We start from the raw sequence: 15959 nt of genomic DNA, 5'->3' as shown, positions 1-15959 counted from the left end.
CCCTCGTCCCTCATCCCTCATCCCTCATCCCTCATCCCTCATCCCTCATCCCTCATCCCTCATCCCTCATCCCTCATCCCTCATCCCTCATCCCTCATCCCTCATCCCTCATCTGAACCCTGAACCCTGAACCCCGAACCCCGAACCCTGAACCCTATCGTGTCCACCGCGTCGTTACCGCTTCTCAGTCCGGAATTGTTGGCTCAACTCGAGCGTCTGGAACTTGTCAGCCGCAAGGTCTTCCGCGGGCGGATGAAGGGCGAGCGGCGCAGCAGCCGCAAAGGGCAGAGCGTCGAGTTCGCCGACTTCCGCAGCTACGTGCATGGCGACGACCTGCGGTTCATCGACTGGAACACCTACGCCCGGCTCGATCGGCTGTTTCTCAAGCTCTATCTGGAAGAAGAAGACCTGCACTTCTACGCCTTGATCGACGCCAGCACGTCGATGACCTTCGGCGAACCCAGCAAGCTGCAATACGCCAAGCAGTTGGCCGCCGCATTGGGATTCATCGGGCTGGTGCGGTCCGACCGCGTGAAGATCGAAACGCTCGGCCAGCCGGCCAGCAAGCCAGGGCCGGTGTGGCGCGGCCGCCGCAGCTTGTGGCGCATGCTCGACCATCTGGAGCACCTCGAAGCCGGCGAAGAAGTCACGTTGGCCCAAGGCGTGAAGAACTTTTGCCTGCGGAATTCGGGCAAGGGCATCGTCGTGCTCATCAGCGACCTGCTCGACAAGCACGGCTTTCAAGACGCGCTGCGGTATCTCGTCGCCCGGCAGATGGACGCCTACCTCATCCATGTTCTTTCGCCGGAGGAGGTCGATCCCGACGTGAAGGGCGACTTGCGGCTGATCGACTGCGAAGACGAGGACGTGGCCGAGATCACCGTCAGCGCCCCGCTGCTGAAGCGGTACAAGCAGACCTTGGCGGCGTTTGTCGATAGTGCCCGTGAGTTCTGCAACCGCCGCGGCATGACGTACTTGTTGGCCAACACGCAGGTGCCGGTGGACCAGTTGATTTCCAGTTATTTGAGGAAGCGAGGGTTGGTGCGGTGAGTGGCGGCTGTCGCACCGGCGCAATTTGCAGTAGAATATACTTGGCATTGTCGCACTGAGAGAGATCGATTGATGCACACGGTCAAGTACATCTACTGGCAAGAGGATGGGGCGTGGTTGGGCTACCTGCAGGACTTCCCAGACTACTGGACGCAAGCCGAGACGCTCGAGGAGCTTAAGCAACACCTGCGCGACTTGTACGCTGATCTCAGCGGCGGTGAGCTCCCAGGGATTCGCAAAGTGGACGATTTGGTCGTCTCATGAAGCGAGTGGACTTGATCCGTGAGATCGAAGGACTCGGTTGTGAGTTCGTGCGGCATGGGGGAAAGCACGACTGGTATCGCAACCCGACCACCGGAGTCTATCAGCCGGTCCCGCGCCACCGGGAGATCAAGGACAGGCTGGCCCGTCACATCCTCAACATGCTGAGCAATCCACCGGCGCCTCCTCCCGGCAGCCCGTAAGGGACCCCTGAGTTCTACAACCGCCGCGGGACGACGTACCTGTTGGCCAACACGCAGGTGCCCGTCGGCAGCCAGCCGGTTGTTGCAGCTATTTTCATGCCAACAATGAACAAAGTAACACATCCGCGCCGTTCTGCGTTCATCTTGCCGCATCCAATCCGCCCGCGACTCGCTCTGCGATAACTGCAGGTGTCTTGACAAGTCGATCAACGGTCGATAGAGAGATAGCTCCGAGGAAAGGAACCATCGCATGGCCTGTCAACGCCAACAGCGTCAACTACGACCTGGCGGCATTGCTGGCCGTGGCGCAGGAGCCGGCATGAGCAAACCCCCCAGGAAGGGAAAGCGCACGCCTCAGACCAAGGCACTCGTATCCGCTCATGCCGTGCCCGTCGATTTTAACGAGGTGCTGCGACTCATCGAGGCGGCGCGCGCCCGTGCCTTCGCAGCCATCAATCAAGAGCTGGTCGGCCTTTACTGGCAAATCGGCGAATACATCAGCCGCAAGCTTGAATCGGCCCGCATGGGGCGAAGGAGTGGTTCAGCAATTGGCCGACCACATTGCCCGGACGCACCCAGGCTTGAAAGGTTTCACCCGGCGCAACCTGTTTCGGATGCGGCAGTTCTACGAGACCTATGTGGGCGACGAAAAAGTATCACCGCTGGTGACACAATTGCCCTGGACCCATAATTTGCTGATCCTGAGCCGGTCGAAACGCCCCGAGGTGCGCGAATTCTATCTGCGAGCTCCACGAGTTCTATGCGCTGGCGGAATCGCACGCCGTACCTTGGCCGGAGCGGTGGCCAGAGGAGGCGGACGCCGTGAGCGATTGTTTGCAACCACACCATGAGAAAACCACCACACGTATCCTCTAACATCCGTCGAACTCGTCAAAGTAGTAACGTAACTCTGGCCACGATCGGTCGGCAAGCTCTTCGATTGTCGTCGGTGGGCTGCTGCGCTCGTGAAGGCGTGCCTCAATCTCGGCCAGCGAGCAGCCATCGATGACCAGATCGCGAATCACGTCGCCGGCGCCCTCGCAGGGCGCGTAGAGGGCCCGCTGCTGACCGAACAGGCTCGCGAGGTGCCGGCTGAAGCGGCGCAGCAATTCGCGCTCGCTAGCGGCTTCAATGAACATCTCGAAGCGAGTGCCGTGGTGAAAAGTGAGCGCGGCAGGCCCAATGAATACCGAAAAGCCCGCTGGTGCATAGAAGTGGTTCGGCTGAGCATTACCAGGCTCGGTAACGTTCTGCCATCTGTCAGGTCCCGCCTGCCGCCTAGTGGAAATCTCAAGAAACAACGGCTCTAGCGGCGTAAAACAACCGCGGACCGCGTCCAGCGACGTATCGCGAAGGTCGTGATCGGCGGTAACGGTGAAATGCACGCCCATGTTGTGCGAGTGCTGGCAGCCGAGGGCAAAAGCCCGTCACGGTTTGTTTCATCATGCCGATAGCGCCGAGCGGGGAATGTTCGATAAGGTGCCGCTGACGGAAAAGTTGAACTGGAAGAAAACCAGCCTTAAGACCTTGCCGTTGCTCAGCAGGATCTCGTGAGTGAAGGTGGTGTCGTTCAGCAAGCCGATTTCGTCGTAGAGCCAGATGACTTGTTCCTCGCTCCAGATGCGGCTCGCCGGTTCCGGCCCCGACCATCGAGGCTCCTCAAGAAGGTCGTAAACCAGAGTGATGATGTTGTGCTGTTGCCGGACATTGATGGCCGCCACGTCGAGCCGGTTGCCGTCATGGCTCGGTGAAACGTTGAGCCCCATCCACTCGGCGTCGTGCAGGCAGAGCGTCTCGGCGAACTGCACGAGCTTCGGCGGAAGGCGGGCTTTGATTTCGGCATAATACGCACGCGCCGCTCGTTCGTTTGCATCCCACTGATCGTACAGGGCCTCTGCTTCCTCGCCTTCTGCGCCGTTGATGCGGACGAGCAGCTCTGGAGATGTATACTTCACAGTATTGCCTTTTGGCTCAGTGTCTCAAAAAACGTGTGGCCATCTGGTGGCCGCCGCACCGGTTGATAGTGCGGCAAGGCGTTTGGCCCGGCGGTCCTGGTATGGGCTGCGTGTTCCATCACATTACCGACGCCCACGGCTGCCTCCTCGATCTGCTTGGCGAGGTCGCGGTTCTCGAATAGCTTGCCATCGCAAACCACCACATCTTTCCCCGCCCTGCGAAGCCGGATGGCCTGCAACAGCGAGCAGACCGGCCCGCGATAAACCGCCCCGTCGGGGGCCGCTGCCGATGCCGCACAAATGACCGGTTTGCCAGTCGCCGCCGGTGAAGTCATTGGCGTTGCTGTTTGGGTTGGCTTTTTAGCCTACCGCGCGTCGGTCGCCGCTGTCAATTTCAAACGGCAACGTTCGCTCAGAAGTAGACTAGCAATATACGGTACGGCGCATGGAACGGATCCTGGCGGCCTTGAACGACGCCGGCGTGGCCTACGCCCTGCTGGCCAACACGCAGGTGCCCGTGGATCAGTTGATTGCCAGTTATTTGCGGAAGCGGGGGTAGTCCGTTGATCGTTGTCCGTGGTCCGTTGTCAAATTGGTATGGATTGGGCCTGATAGTTCCGCTGTGCTTCGGCGACGGGTATACTGGTTGAGTTGAGAGGGCTGACATGGTGAGAACCGACGAATGACGACGGCAGAGATCCTCGACCTGAGCGTCCTTTACGAGCGTGACGAGACGGCGTGGCTCGAGGCCATGTCGGCCCTGGCTGCCTGCGGGCGATTCGCGGAAATGGACTACCGACACCTCAGCGAGTATTTGGCGGACATGGCCAAACGTGATCGGCGAGAAGTGTTCAGCCGGCTGGTCGTGTTGCTGTCGCACTTGCTGAAATGGGAGTATCAACCGGAACGCCGTTCGGGCTCGTGGCGGGGAACGATCCGGGAACAACGGCGTGAGCTGCGGCAATTGCTCGAAAGCGGCACCCTGCGCAACCATGCCGAAGCCGTGCATGCCGACGTCTACGCCGAGGCCCGGCGGCAGGCGGCCGACGAGACGGATCTGAGCCTGGATGTCTTCCCGGTCGAGGATCCGTGGGGCCTCGATGAGTTGTTAGCCGAGCCCGATGCTGCTGCGGATTAGCGGCATCGAGTGATCGGCCGCACCCTTTACGGTGGGTCGGGCTCGCAAGCTCGCTTGCCCCACCCTATGTACATGCGATAGCCACGGACAACGGACCACGGACTGTCATGCTCGACTTCCTCAGCCGCCACTTCACGTCGATGCTCTCGCCCTGGCAATGGGCTTTGCTGGCAGCGGTGCCGCCGGCCATCGTGGCGCTCTACTTCCTCAAGCTCAAACGGCAGCCGCTGGAAGTGCCCAGCACCTATCTTTGGCACAAGTCGATCGAAGACCTGCACGTCAACAGCATCTGGCAGCGGCTGCGGCAAAGCCTGCTCTTGTTCCTGCAGCTTCTGCTGATCGCCTTGCTGATGCTCACGCTGCTGAAGCCGAACTGGCAGACCTCGCGGCTGTCGGGCGGGCACTACATTTTTCTCATCGACAACTCGGCCAGCATGGGCGCCACCGATATCGAACCGACACGGCTCGACGCCGCCAAGCAGCGCACGCTCTCGCTGATCGACGAGATGAAGTCGGGCGACGCCGCTATGGTCATCAGCTTTGCCGACAGCGCCCACGTGGAGCAGTCGTACACCGACAACCGCAACGAGCTGCGGCGGCGCGTCGAAGAAATCAAAGTCACCGACCGCTCCACCTCGCTGGCCGACGCCCTGCGCGTGGCCTCGGGCTTGGCAAACCCCGGCCGCAGCTCGAATGTGGAAGACAGTCAGGATTTTCAGGTCGCGGCGCCGGTGAAAGCCGATCTCTATATCTTCAGCGACGGCAAGTTTCCCGATGTGAGCAACTTTTCGCTCGGAAGTCTCAATCCGATCTACGAGCCGATCGGCACCGAGACGGCCAAGAACGTGGCGGTGGCCGCGTTCACCACCGCCCGGCACGAGGTCAACGCCGAAATGTTTCAGGCCTTCGGCCGCATCGAGAACCACGGTTTGGAAGCCGCCACGGTCGATGTCGAGCTGCACGTCGACGACCAATTGGTCGATGCACAGCGCGTGACCATCGAGCCGGGCGACTCGGAAGGGCTGGCGTTTCCGTTGGAGGGCGTGCAGTCGGGCGTGCTCAAGCTGAAGACGGGAGGCCAAGATCATCTGGCGATCGACGACGTGGCCTGGACGACGCTCAACCCGCCGCACCCAATGAAAGTGTTGGTGGTCACGCCGGGCAACCGTCCGCTGGCTCTGGCCCTGGCCACCGACAAGGTGCGGGCGTTGGCCGAGATCGTCGAGCACAGCCCCGATTATTTGAAACGGCCCGAGTACGAGAAGCAGGCCGCGTCCGGAAACTTCGACCTGATTATTTACGACCGCTGCCGGCCGGAGCAGATGCCGCAGGCCGATACGATGTTCATCGCCCGCTTGCCCGCCGGCGATGCCTGGAAGGCGGGCGAGCCGGCCGCCGCGCCGCAAATCATCGACACCAACCGTGCCCACCCTCTCATGCAAATCGTGGAGATGGGCGACGTGGTGCTGGCCGAGGCCCGGCCGCTCGCTCCGCCGGCGGGCAGCACCGTGCTGATCGACACCAATGCCGGCCCCGTGTGTGCCCTCGGTCCGCGCGAAGGTTATGAAGACCTGGTGCTCGGTTTCACGATTTACGATCGGGAGCAGCTCGATACCAACTGGGCCGTGCGGGCCAGCTTTCCCGTGTTTATGCTCAATCTGATGGAATACCTGGGCGGCACGCGCTCCGCGCTCACCTCCGGCAGCGTGCAGCCGGGACAGACGGTCGCCTGGCGGAGCGACACGGCCGGCGAGTCGATCGAGGTGCTGCTGCCGAGCAAGGCCACCGCCGAGATCGGCCGCGGCAAACTCAACGCCTTTCCTTTTTCCGGCACTTCGGAGGTGGGGGTTTACGAAGTGCGGGAAAAAGGCAAGGCCACGGGCCACTTTGCGGTCAACCTGTTCGATCCGCTGGAGAGTGCCCTCCATCCCCGGCCCGAGCTGAAGATCGGTGATACCAGTGTTGCCGGTAAAGCCGAACGTGAGCCTGCCCGGCAAGACGTTTGGAAGCTGGTGTTGCTGGCGGGACTGGCGGTTCTGTTGTTGGAGTGGTATATCTACAATCGCCGCGTCTATATTTAGACGCATCCACCGCGGACTCCCTCCACGATGATCGACAAGCCACTGCTCCGCAAACCACCGAAGAAGCGCTCCCACAGCGATCGGCGGTCGAAGCGAAAGGTCCTGAACAAGATCGTCGAGAACGATCTCATCCGCCGGGTGAGCTTCGAGGAATATCGCGACAAGGTCCGCAATGTGTATGACGGCCCGCAGGGAGCGCTGCTGGCCACGTGCAGCCTGCTGTCGCTGCACCTGACCTTCGGCGAGCGGCTGATCCGCGAGCGCAAGTTCGATGTCCACGGCGCGCGGCAGATTCTGGACGTGGGGAGCGGCGCCGGGCAGATCGCGAAGCACCTGTTGAAGTACTCCGACCACGGTGCCCGGCTGACCTGCTTCGACCTGTCGTTTTCCATGCTGCGTCGGGCGCGCACCCGGCTGAGGAGCAGCCTGCCCGACCACCTGGTGGCCGACGTCACGCGGCTGCCGTTTGCCGACGGCACGTTCGACTGCGTGACGTGCGGCTACGTGATCGAGCATTTGCCCGACGCCAAGGTCGGTCTGGCCGAGTTGGCCCGCGTGATGATGCCCGGTGCGCGGATGCTGTTGCTGACCAGCGAAGACACCTTCGGCGGCGCGTGGACGAGCCGCTTCTGGTGCTGCCGCACCTATAACCGCCGCGAGCTGCGCGAGGTATGCCAGGGTCTGGGGCTGGTGTGGAAGGAAGAGCTCTGGTTCACTCGCATGCACAAGGCGCTGCGCGCCGGGGGAATCTGCGTCGAGATCGAGAAACGCTGACGTGCCGCGCGGGTCGTGCGGCCCGGCGCGGGGGCGGCGACGACGGTTTGACATCGCTGGCGGGCGCCGGGATGATGAACTCATCGTTTGGCGGAACTTTTGTCGTACGTCGCACGTCTAAGATGTGGGTGTCCGTGGTGGATGACGAAACGCTCATCGAGTCGGCCCTCAAGGGCAACTCGGCGGCCTTTGGCGACCTGGTGCGCAAGTATCAGGACCGCCTGTATAACACCCTGGTCCACCTGACGGGGTCGTCGGAAGACGCGCGCGACGTCGTCCAAGACACGTTCGTCAAGGCGTTCGTCAAGCTGGAGTCGTTCCAGCGGACCTGTGCCTTTTACACCTGGCTGTACCGCATCGCCTTCAACACGGCCATGAGCCGCCGGCGAAGGCGGCGGCCGACGGAGTCGATCGACGCGGGCCAGGACTGCGGCCACGACCCGCCGGATCCCGGCCCCGGGCCCGGCGACCGGCTGGAACGTGAAGAGTTGGCCGAGCAAGTGCGGGCGGCCCTGGAGACGTTGAGCGACGAACACCGCACCGTGATCGTGCTCCGCGATATTGACGGTTGCGACTATGCGGCGATTGCCGAGATCCTCGACTTGCCGCTGACCACGGTCCGCAGCCGCATCCATCGGGCACGCCTGCAGTTGCGCGACCAATTGAAACGAGTTTTGCAGCCCGGTTCCACCTGACCATGTCCGACCTTGCCCACGACGAACTGCTGAGCGCCTACCTCGACGGCGAGTTGACCGCCGACGAGCGGGCGCGCGTCGAGCGGATGCTGGCCGAGCAGCCCGAAAGTCGGCAGCTTCTGGACGAGCTGCGCGCCATGAAAACCAGTCTGGAGCGGATGCCCCGTACGCGGTTGGGGCACGACTTCGCCGATCAGGTGCTGCGGCAGGCTGAAAAAGAGCTGCTCACGACGGGCGGCGCCGAGGCGGCAGATGGCGACGGCGAGTCAAAGGTCGAGTTATCGGAACGAGACGAGCGGCGGGGCGGCTTCACTTGGCAACGGATGCGCAGGCCGCTGATCTGGGCGTCGCTCACGTTGGCCGCCGGTTTGGCGATCATGTTCCTCGACCGCGACCGGGCCGCACGGCGGCAGGTCGCGTTGGCGCCGGGCGCGGCCGGCGAGCGCGACGGTGGCGAGATCGGCGCCCCGGCGGGAGCACCGGCCGCCGAAGCGCCGGAGCATCCGTTAGGCAGAACGCAGCAGGCCGAGGAGAAATCGGACCACGACCGCCGGTCGGAGCCGTCGGCATCTCCGAACGAGTTGGGTCTTGATGGCGCATCGGCCGCCAAGAACGATGCGTCCGGGCTGCGAGCGCCCCAGGCCGCCAGGCCCCGTGGCCCGAATGCGGCGCCGCGCGACGAACCGCTGACAGAGCCGGCGAAAGACGCTCCGGAACGCATGTCTGTCGCCCACGACAAAATGTCATCCGATGCCGGCGCCGCCGAGCGGTTGTCGTCCATCGCCGGCGACCAGACGCTCGTCGTGTGGTGCTACGTGACGCCCGGCGCGGACTACGACAATTCGTTCCGCAAGCTGCTGGCACAGCAGAACATCAAATGGGGCGAAGAGACGCCCGTCGCCGAACCCGACTCCCTCGCTCGGGAATCGCTCGATGACCAGGTTGCCGAGACCGACGATCGGTCGAAGCAGTCTGCCGAGCCTTCCGCCCGTTCCAGCGAGGCGGAAGTGGAGCGGCTGGGCACGGCACTTCGCAAGCGGGCCGCCCAGCAAGGGAAGCTGTTGCAAACCGACGCCGACGCGGCCCTGCGCGATCCGAACACCGAGCTGGTGCTGGTCGAAGCGAGCGAGCCGCAAATCGAAGCCGTGCTGGAGGCGCTGGACCGTGATTCCGATCGCGTGGTGGCCGTCGACGTGGAACCGGCGCCCGATCTGCCGCGGCAACAGCAATACTTCCGGTATGCTCGCGGCCTGGCGGAAGTAAACGAACTGCAGCAGCGGCAGGCAGGCGCGTTCCGAGCCAAGGTGCCCGCCAAGAAAGAGACGGCTGCGAAGGCCGCTGAATCACTACCGGAGTCCAAGGCGGCCGCCGATGCAAAGCAGAGCGCCTTGCCGGGCCTGGCGCGCAGGTTGGTCGTGCGCCCCTTGGTCCCGCCCGCCGATGCGGACAACAAGCCCGCGGAGCAGGCCCCGGCGCGGGCCGTCGAGTCGCGCTTGCAGCGGGCCAACAAGGCCGAGGCCACAAAACCGACGACTGCGGGCGTGGGTGGCGAGCCCGCCGGAGGCAGAGGCGGCGCCGCCGACAAAGACCGCTTCCAGGTGCTTTTTGTGTTGCACCCGGTCGAGGCGGAAAAGCCGGCGGCCCGGTCGCAGCCTGCCAAGAATAATGATTGACGTCTACGACATTCAATTCATGCCAATATCAACGGAGTTCAATCATGAGCCAGGTCACCATCCGCACGCGCAACAACGGTCCTTTCGTCGTGGAGGGGCCGGTGACCATCGTCGATGCAGAAGGCAATGCGTTCACGATCAGCACCGACAAGCCGGCGATCGCCTTGTGCCGATGCGGCCAGTCGGGCAAAAAACCGTTCTGCGACGGATCGCACAATCGCTGCGGCTTTGTGGCCGCCGAGCAGGCTACTCCAGACGTCGGCTAGGTAATCCAGCGAAACCACCGCAAGGCCAAGACAAACGCCACGGCACCCCAGACCGCCAGCCCGGCGATTTGCGGCCATTGCGAGGCCAGCGTGGCACCTTCCAACATCACGCTGCGCAACGAATCGTTCAGCAACGTCAGCGGCAAGGCTTTGATGGCCGGTTGAACCGCCTCGGGGAACCGATCGGATGAAAAGAACACACCCGACAACAGCCACATCGGCAACATGACCAGATTCATCAGGCCCGAAACCGCTTCCAGCGTCCGGGCACGGCTGGCCACCAACAGACCGATGCCCGCAAACGAAACCGCACCCAGAAAGATCAAGAAGATCAAACTCGGCAAACTCCCGTAGATCACCACGCCGAACGCCAACCGCGCAAACAACAGGATGATCAGCACCTCGGGAATCATGAAAACCATGCGGCTGATCATGATGCCGAGCAGGAAATCGGTGCGGCGCAACGGCGTGGCCAGAAAGCGCTTCAGCAGCTTGCGCAGACGCATGTCGACGATCACGTAACCGACGCCCCACAGACCGCCGCCCATCAGGCTCATGCCGAGCAGGCCGGGCACGAGAAAGTCGATGTACCGCCCGCCCGGCTCATCGAGCGGATGATCGCTGGTGCTGGCCACATCGCGGCGTCCCGCGGCCCGCTCCAACGCGTCGTCCACCGCGTTGCGGGCCAACAGGCTTTCCGGCCGCGTCGCATCGAACGAATAGTCGTAGCGGGGCGTCGGGCCTGGCGCAGGCGAGACGATCAAATCGGTCCGGCCGGTGCGCAAGCGGAGCCGGCAGTCATCCGCTTCATGCACTGCGGCGACGAATCTCGGATCGGCCTTGAGTGCCTCAAGGGTGGTGTTGGCCGTGGGTCCGCGCTCGATGTCGACGGTGATCCGCTCGACCGGCTTGTTGCGAAACGCCACGCCCAAACCAACCGTCATCAGAATCGGGAAACCGTAAACCCAGAACACGGCTTCCGGCTCGCGGTAGAACTCCTTCAAGCGGGCCAGCACGAGTTGCCACAGCGGATGCCAGCGGCCTGGCGAACGTGCGTCGGCGGGCCGCGGGATTGGGGCAGTAGACGGCACCGGCGCGGCAGCTTCGGCAGCGGAGGATTCAGTCATGCGCGGCCTCGTCGTCGAGATGGCGGCCGGCGACCTTGACGAACACGTCTTCCAGGCTGGCGTGGCGGGTCGTCAGGCCGGTCAATTGCAGTCGCTGCGAATCAAGCTGGCTGAGCAAGGCCGGCAGCGTCACGTGCGGCTCGGCCACCGAGAGGCACACCCGGCCGTCTTCCGATCGGGCCTCGGTCACGCCCGGCAGATCGGCCAGCCAGTTTGCGGCGTGTCCGTCCACAATCGCACCTGGGCCGGACGGACCGGCAGCGCCTGCGTCGGCGGTAAACTCGATCACGTGTTCGCCTCCCAGGCTGGCGATCAGTTCGGCCGGCGGACCGAGCGCGATCACCTGGCCGTGATCGACGATGGCCACGCGGTCGCAGAGCCGCTCGGCTTCGTCCATGTAATGCGTGGTGATCAACACGGTGCGGCCTTGGCGTCCGAAGCCGCGAATGATCTCCCAGAGTTGCCGGCGCGATTGCGGATCGAGGCCGGTCGTCGGCTCGTCGAGAAACAGCAGTTCGGGATCGCCCACCAGCGCGCAGGCCACGGCCAGGCGTTGCTTCTGCCCGCCGGAAAGCTTGCTCACCCAGGCGCCGGCCTTCTCTTCCAGACCGACCTGGCGGACCGCTTCGTCGGGTTCGATGCCTCGTCGGTAAAAACTGCGAAAAAGCGTCAGGGTTTCGCGGACCGAAAGCTTGTCGGCCAGCCGTGTCTCTTGCAGCGAGGCGCCGATCCGCTGGCGGATTTCGTCGTCGTCGTCGCCCCACCGCAGGCCCAGCACTTCGACTTCTCCGGAGGTGGGCTCAAGCAGACCCTCGATGATCTCAATGGTGGTGGTCTTGCCCGCTCCGTTGGGGCCCAGCAGGCCGAAGCACTCGCCGCGCTCGACCTCGAGGTTCAAGCCGCGCACCGCTTCCACCGGCGGGCGGCTGGGATAGGTTTTCACGAGCCGGCGGCAGGCGATCGCGAGTGGCATGCGACGTTCTGATCCGAGGAAATGACAGGAAGACGGCGTTTTGCTGCTCACGGTGCCACGTCGATCGCGAAGCTCTGCGTGGCGCTGCCGGCCGGCTCCGCGCCGGAGGAGAGAACCTTCTCGATTCCCCACTTGAGAGCCTCTTCGTCCAGACGCCGCGCCTCGCGCTTGAGCGTCGCCGAGACGATCACCTCGACCGTGCCGGAGCGATCGGGCGTTCCCGACAGCAGGCCGTTGGCGGCGTCGATCGTGAGCCATTGCGGACCGCGCTCGATGCCGTACCGAAGCTGCTCGACGTCCCAGAAATTCATGGTTTCCTTGCCGTCCACAACCCTGGTCCGAAGATCGCCCAACGATCGGATGGCCGCAAGCGAATAGCGATATTCGGCGCCTTTTCTCGCCGCGGTCACGGGCGCGCTGAAGATCAACGGCCGTGGGCACGCCGCATAGTCGGAAGGGCCGCTGCGAGTGCCCGCCGCGTCCACCGCGACGACACGGTAAAAAGCCTTGTTCGCTGCCGCGAGTTTTACCTGCGGGCCGACGACCTCCAATTCGGTGGCCGAGGTTTCGGCCACGAAGTTGGCGGCAAACTCGGAGGGGACGCTTTTCGATGTTCCCACGGTCACCTTGTAAGGCCGATCGCTCACCGAAAAGCCCTTCTCATCGCTGGCATATACACGGTACGCCGCGGGCTCGCGACCGCCTGAGCGCCGCGACCACCGCAGCAGCCCGCGATGGCTCTCGCGGTCGAACTCCAAACGGACGTCGTGCGGCGGCGCCGGCCCGTGCGGCGTGAAACTCCAGGTCCGACTCCACGGTCCCCACACGCCCTGGCTGTCTTTTGCCCGGACGTGCCAGAAATACTCCGTGTCGGGATTCAAAAGGCCGGCGGCGGGCAGCGTGTAGTGGGTGTGCCCGGCGTCGGCGGTGCGAGAAATCAGTTTGGCGAAGCTCATGGAAAGAGGCCATTGCATGTCGGCCCGCGCGGAAAGCTCGAAATGGTAGTCGGCGATCGCGTCGCCGTCCGCGTCGTGGGCGGGTTGCCACCGGAAGACGATCTCAGTGCCGTCGGTCTCGCCATGATCGGGCGGAAACACCGCTTCGCGCGGCGCGTCGGGCGGACGGCTGGCCGACCGCTCGACCCACTGGTGGCTGATTTGCACGCGGCGTCCGCCCGCAGAATCGTCGCTGTAGTTAAACTTGTTCGCGCCCACGCTCATGCCGGGCAGCGTCAGCGGCGCCATTTGCAGATCGTTGACGATTGCCAACCGCCGCAGGTGCGCGCCTGCCGGCAATTCGCACTTCACGTAGTAGCGGTAGCGGGCCGGCCCGTCCGGCGGAAAGAAAGCATCGAGGCCGCGATCGACGTCGTGCCATTCGTCGCCGTCCCACGAGAGCGTGAATCTCGCACCGTTCCCGTCGACCTCCAGCCTGCCTCCAACGATCGCATAGGGACTCGACATCGCCCAGACGATGCCGCCGCTCTTGCCTTCTTCCGCCCTGAGTCCGCCGTCGGTTTCGCGGACCGACTCGACCGTAGCGGCGCCGGCCCGCCAACCGGGCCCGCTGAAATCCGGGCGATATTCCCACGACCCATTGCTGATTCGGTCGGCGAATCGCGGGGGCCGCGGCCCATGATATTTGACCGGCTCGAGGCGGCCCCAGCGCCACACGAGCGCCTCGCCCGGACGCAACGTCATGTTCAAGGCGGTGTCGGCCGAGTTGCGGTTGCCCGTGACGTCGCCTTCGAACACATAGATGGACGACTCCCGCTCGTCGCCTGCCCGAGCGTCGGGCTGCAAGATTCCCTGCGTGTGCGTGCGGCGGATCAGGTCGTGATCGCGCACCAGCTCTTGTTCGCCGGCGACGGTCTCGTTATCGCGCAGGAGATAAATGGCGTGCATATCCCCGTCCAGGAGGTGCCACGCGCGATCGTAGAACACCTGCGTGGCGCAATGCCCCACCAGCCGCGCCGGGGCGACCTTGAGGCCCGCCTTCCGCCACAGGCCGGCCAGGCAGATCGAATCGTTGCCGCACGTGTTGTAGCCGTAAACGTTGAACACTTTGACCGGATCGAGCAATTCGTTATTGTCGCCTTCGAGGTGGAAACGGTGCCGGACTTCCTGCCACCAGAGGGCCCTGGCCTTTTCGCCGTCGGTCATGCCCGGCTTTAGGACCGCGGCGGCGATTCGATCGAGGCTGCGAAAGTCGTTTTGGCCGTTGGAGAGCCACGGATTGACCACGTCGGTTTCGCCCACGTTCTCCATTCGGACTGAGCGGTTTGATTCCCAGGTTTGCTCGAAAGGCTGCCACACTCCCTGGGGCGAGCGGCAATTCGTGCCGTCCATCGTTCCTCGCTGGATCACCACATAGTCCACGCGAGCGTCCGTGATCTCTTGCACGTGCGCTCTTGCCACGTCGGTGCGGTGATGGTTCGCCGCCCAGGGAAGGCGCGCGTCGTCATTCGTCACGGCCAGCATCAAAGCGGCACAGGCCAACGAAGCTGTACCCATAAACGTTCCTTTCATTGCTCCGGTGCTTTATGGACGTAGAGCGTCTGCGTGGGGAAGGCGAACTCGATCCCTTCCGCGCCCAACCGCCGCACCAGAGCCAGGTTGATCGCCTGCTGAATGTCCATGTAAAGATTATAGTCGGGCGAGAGCACGTAGTAGACCGATTCGAACACCAGCGACGAATCGCCGAACGACTTGAAGTGCGCCCGGTCGAAGCGCGTTCTCTCCTGAGCGGTGATCGCTTCACGAATCATGCCGGGCATGGCGGCCAGCTTGTCGGGCGGCGTGCCGTACTCCACGCCGAACGAAAACTGAATGCGGCGCTCGTACATCCGCTTGTAATTGCGAATGCGGCCTTGCAGCAGATCGGCGTTCGAGAACACAAGCTGCTCGCCCGACAGGCTGCGGAGGCGGGTGGTCTTCAGGCCGATGTGCTCCACCGACCCCAGGAAGTCGCCGACGGCGATGAAATCGCCCAGGATGAACGGCTTGTCGAGCACGATCGAAAGCGAGGCGAACAAATCGCCCAGCACGTTCTGCGCGGCCAGCGCCACCGCGACGCCGCCGATGCCCAGCCCGGCCACCAACGAGTTGATCTGGACGTCCTGGTTTTCCAAGATCAGCAGCACCGCCACAGTCCAGGCCGCCACGCGCCCCAAAAAGCCGAGCGCGCTCATCATGGTGACGCTGGCGGCGTCGGTTTCCAGACGCCTGTGCATGTAGCGCTCGATAAAGATCGCGATCAGCACGTCGGCCCAGACGGCGATCTGCAGCAACAGCGCCGTTCCGGCGACCGACTTGACGAAATCGGACGGCTTCGCGTCTGGAAGGTCGAGCGCCAGCGCGGCCAGAAAGAACGACGCGATCAGCACGAACCACCACTTCGTGGCCGCCGCCACACCGGCGACGGCGTGTGCTACGTCGAAGCCGCGTCGTTCGGCCAGTCCGCTCGCATGGCGACGGACAAAACGCGCGGTCAGCCGCATGAGGAACAAAGCGGCGCCGAAAACCACCGCCGCCAGGAGCATTTTCGGCAACGTATAGCCGTCGAACTGCCACTGCAGCAGATCCGAGCTGGCAAGGTCTCGCCACCAGTTCCGCAAATCCATTCCGTGTACCCTCCGCAACGGCGTTATAGTTCACGCGGCCGAGAATGAGACATGGGCGGTGGCTGGGGCAGAGCCTGGCCGCGTGGAGGCTGGCACTTCGTTCATCTCGGCGGCCAGGCGATGCCCCGGTTGGACGCACCG

17 protein-coding genes are annotated in these 15959 nt (G+C 63.7%); 10 read left to right on the top strand and 7 right to left on the bottom strand.

All coding sequences use genetic code 11. The annotated features are described in order from the left end of the window. Positions 1–159: 159 nt before the first annotated feature. The 4 genes from VNH11_36140 to VNH11_36125 all read left to right on the top strand — a co-directional run bounded on the left by VNH11_36140 (position 160) and on the right by VNH11_36125 (position 2205). Positions 160–1050, top strand: coding sequence for a DUF58 domain-containing protein (locus VNH11_36140; GenBank protein ID HVA51829.1), 891 nt, complete (start codon positions 160–162; stop codon positions 1048–1050). A gap of 72 nt (positions 1051–1122) precedes the next feature. Next, positions 1123–1314, top strand: coding sequence for a type II toxin-antitoxin system HicB family antitoxin (locus VNH11_36135; GenBank protein ID HVA51828.1), 192 nt, complete (start codon positions 1123–1125; stop codon positions 1312–1314). Further along, positions 1311–1514, top strand: coding sequence for a type II toxin-antitoxin system HicA family toxin (locus VNH11_36130; protein ID HVA51827.1), 204 nt, complete (start codon positions 1311–1313; stop codon positions 1512–1514). Before VNH11_36135 ends, VNH11_36130 begins: the two co-directional genes overlap by 4 nt. A gap of 319 nt (positions 1515–1833) precedes the next feature. Beyond that, complete coding sequence (locus VNH11_36125) at positions 1834–2205, top strand: DUF1016 N-terminal domain-containing protein (protein ID HVA51826.1); 372 nt, start codon at positions 1834–1836, stop codon at positions 2203–2205. A 181-nt stretch (positions 2206–2386) separates the two neighbouring features. Here VNH11_36125 and VNH11_36120 read toward each other — a convergent pair whose 3' ends face one another. Genes VNH11_36120 through VNH11_36110 form a run of 3 tightly spaced genes read right to left on the bottom strand, consistent with a single transcriptional unit; the run spans position 2387 to position 3804 of the window. Next, positions 2387–2905 (bottom strand): hypothetical protein, encoded by a 519-nt coding sequence (locus tag VNH11_36120; protein ID HVA51825.1) that lies wholly within the window; start codon positions 2903–2905, stop codon positions 2387–2389. Between the two features lie 51 nt (positions 2906–2956). Further along, complete coding sequence (locus tag VNH11_36115) at positions 2957–3469, bottom strand: hypothetical protein (protein HVA51824.1); 513 nt, start codon at positions 3467–3469, stop codon at positions 2957–2959. Continuing rightward, positions 3466–3804 carry a hypothetical protein gene (locus VNH11_36110; GenBank protein ID HVA51823.1) on the bottom strand — a complete coding sequence of 113 codons (339 nt, stop codon included), beginning with the start codon at positions 3802–3804 and terminating at the stop codon, positions 3466–3468. Before VNH11_36110 ends, VNH11_36115 begins: the two co-directional genes overlap by 4 nt. A gap of 347 nt (positions 3805–4151) precedes the next feature. Here VNH11_36110 and VNH11_36105 point away from each other — a divergent pair, with 347 nt between their 5' ends. The 6 genes from VNH11_36105 to VNH11_36080 all read left to right on the top strand — a co-directional run bounded on the left by VNH11_36105 (position 4152) and on the right by VNH11_36080 (position 10096). Next, complete coding sequence (locus VNH11_36105; protein HVA51822.1) at positions 4152–4607, top strand: DUF29 domain-containing protein; 456 nt, start codon at positions 4152–4154, stop codon at positions 4605–4607. A 107-nt stretch (positions 4608–4714) separates the two neighbouring features. After that, positions 4715–6688 carry a BatA and WFA domain-containing protein gene (locus VNH11_36100; GenBank protein HVA51821.1) on the top strand — a complete coding sequence of 658 codons (1974 nt, stop codon included), beginning with the start codon at positions 4715–4717 and terminating at the stop codon, positions 6686–6688. Between the two features lie 27 nt (positions 6689–6715). Beyond that, complete coding sequence (locus VNH11_36095; protein ID HVA51820.1) at positions 6716–7462, top strand: class I SAM-dependent methyltransferase; 747 nt, start codon at positions 6716–6718, stop codon at positions 7460–7462. 134 nt (positions 7463–7596) lie between these two features. Beyond that, entirely contained in the window at positions 7597–8157 is a 561-nt protein-coding gene (locus VNH11_36090) for a sigma-70 family RNA polymerase sigma factor (protein ID HVA51819.1), read from the top strand. A 2-nt stretch (positions 8158–8159) separates the two neighbouring features. Further along, complete coding sequence (locus tag VNH11_36085; GenBank protein ID HVA51818.1) at positions 8160–9830, top strand: zf-HC2 domain-containing protein; 1671 nt, start codon at positions 8160–8162, stop codon at positions 9828–9830. Positions 9831–9874: 44 nt separating this feature from the next. Next, the gene (locus VNH11_36080) at positions 9875–10096 is read left to right on the top strand and encodes a CDGSH iron-sulfur domain-containing protein (protein HVA51817.1); all 222 of its coding nucleotides are present in this window, start codon (positions 9875–9877) and stop codon (positions 10094–10096) included. Here VNH11_36080 and VNH11_36075 read toward each other — a convergent pair. From VNH11_36075 to VNH11_36060, 4 genes are read right to left on the bottom strand one after another with little or no spacing between them, the layout of a single operon-like run. After that, entirely contained in the window at positions 10093–11223 is a 1131-nt protein-coding gene (locus tag VNH11_36075) for an ABC transporter permease (GenBank protein ID HVA51816.1), read from the bottom strand. The genes VNH11_36080 and VNH11_36075 overlap by 4 nt on opposite strands. Next, positions 11216–12196, bottom strand: coding sequence for an ABC transporter ATP-binding protein (locus VNH11_36070; GenBank protein ID HVA51815.1), 981 nt, complete (start codon positions 12194–12196; stop codon positions 11216–11218). The genes VNH11_36075 and VNH11_36070 overlap by 8 nt, the downstream gene beginning before the upstream one ends. Positions 12197–12243: 47 nt before the next feature. Beyond that, positions 12244–14709, bottom strand: a complete 2466-nt coding sequence (locus VNH11_36065) for a hypothetical protein (GenBank protein HVA51814.1) — start codon at positions 14707–14709, stop codon at positions 12244–12246. 11 nt (positions 14710–14720) lie between these two features. Beyond that, complete coding sequence (locus tag VNH11_36060) at positions 14721–15818, bottom strand: mechanosensitive ion channel family protein (GenBank protein HVA51813.1); 1098 nt, start codon at positions 15816–15818, stop codon at positions 14721–14723. Between the last annotated feature and the right edge of the window lie 141 nt (positions 15819–15959).

The organism is Pirellulales bacterium (genome assembly GCA_035533075.1).
GTDB lineage: Bacteria > Planctomycetota > Planctomycetia > Pirellulales > JAICIG01 > DASSFG01.
Note: the sequence above shows the minus strand (reverse complement) of the source record. Positions and strands in the feature narration are given on the sequence as shown.

Bases quoted from the DNA above. Each gene is read 5' to 3' on its own strand.
- VNH11_36135 (HVA51828.1), top strand. From the start codon at position 1,123: ATGCACACGGTCAAGTACATCTACTGGCAAGAGGATGGGGCGTGGTTG.
- VNH11_36075 (HVA51816.1), bottom strand. From the start codon at position 11,223: ATGACTGAATCCTCCGCTGCCGAAGCTGCCGCGCCGGTGCCGTCTACT.
- VNH11_36070 (HVA51815.1), bottom strand. From the start codon at position 12,196: ATGCCACTCGCGATCGCCTGCCGCCGGCTCGTGAAAACCTATCCCAGC.
- VNH11_36100 (HVA51821.1), top strand. From the start codon at position 4,715: ATGCTCGACTTCCTCAGCCGCCACTTCACGTCGATGCTCTCGCCCTGG.
- VNH11_36060 (HVA51813.1), bottom strand. From the start codon at position 15,818: ATGGATTTGCGGAACTGGTGGCGAGACCTTGCCAGCTCGGATCTGCTG.
- VNH11_36125 (HVA51826.1), top strand. From the start codon at position 1,834: ATGAGCAAACCCCCCAGGAAGGGAAAGCGCACGCCTCAGACCAAGGCA.
- VNH11_36120 (HVA51825.1), bottom strand. From the start codon at position 2,905: ATGGGCGTGCATTTCACCGTTACCGCCGATCACGACCTTCGCGATACG.
- VNH11_36105 (HVA51822.1), top strand. From the start codon at position 4,152: ATGACGACGGCAGAGATCCTCGACCTGAGCGTCCTTTACGAGCGTGAC.
- VNH11_36110 (HVA51823.1), bottom strand. From the start codon at position 3,804: ATGACTTCACCGGCGGCGACTGGCAAACCGGTCATTTGTGCGGCATCG.
- VNH11_36065 (HVA51814.1), bottom strand. From the start codon at position 14,709: ATGGGTACAGCTTCGTTGGCCTGTGCCGCTTTGATGCTGGCCGTGACG.
- VNH11_36130 (HVA51827.1), top strand. From the start codon at position 1,311: ATGAAGCGAGTGGACTTGATCCGTGAGATCGAAGGACTCGGTTGTGAG.
- VNH11_36085 (HVA51818.1), top strand. From the start codon at position 8,160: ATGTCCGACCTTGCCCACGACGAACTGCTGAGCGCCTACCTCGACGGC.
- VNH11_36080 (HVA51817.1), top strand. From the start codon at position 9,875: ATGAGCCAGGTCACCATCCGCACGCGCAACAACGGTCCTTTCGTCGTG.
- VNH11_36095 (HVA51820.1), top strand. From the start codon at position 6,716: ATGATCGACAAGCCACTGCTCCGCAAACCACCGAAGAAGCGCTCCCAC.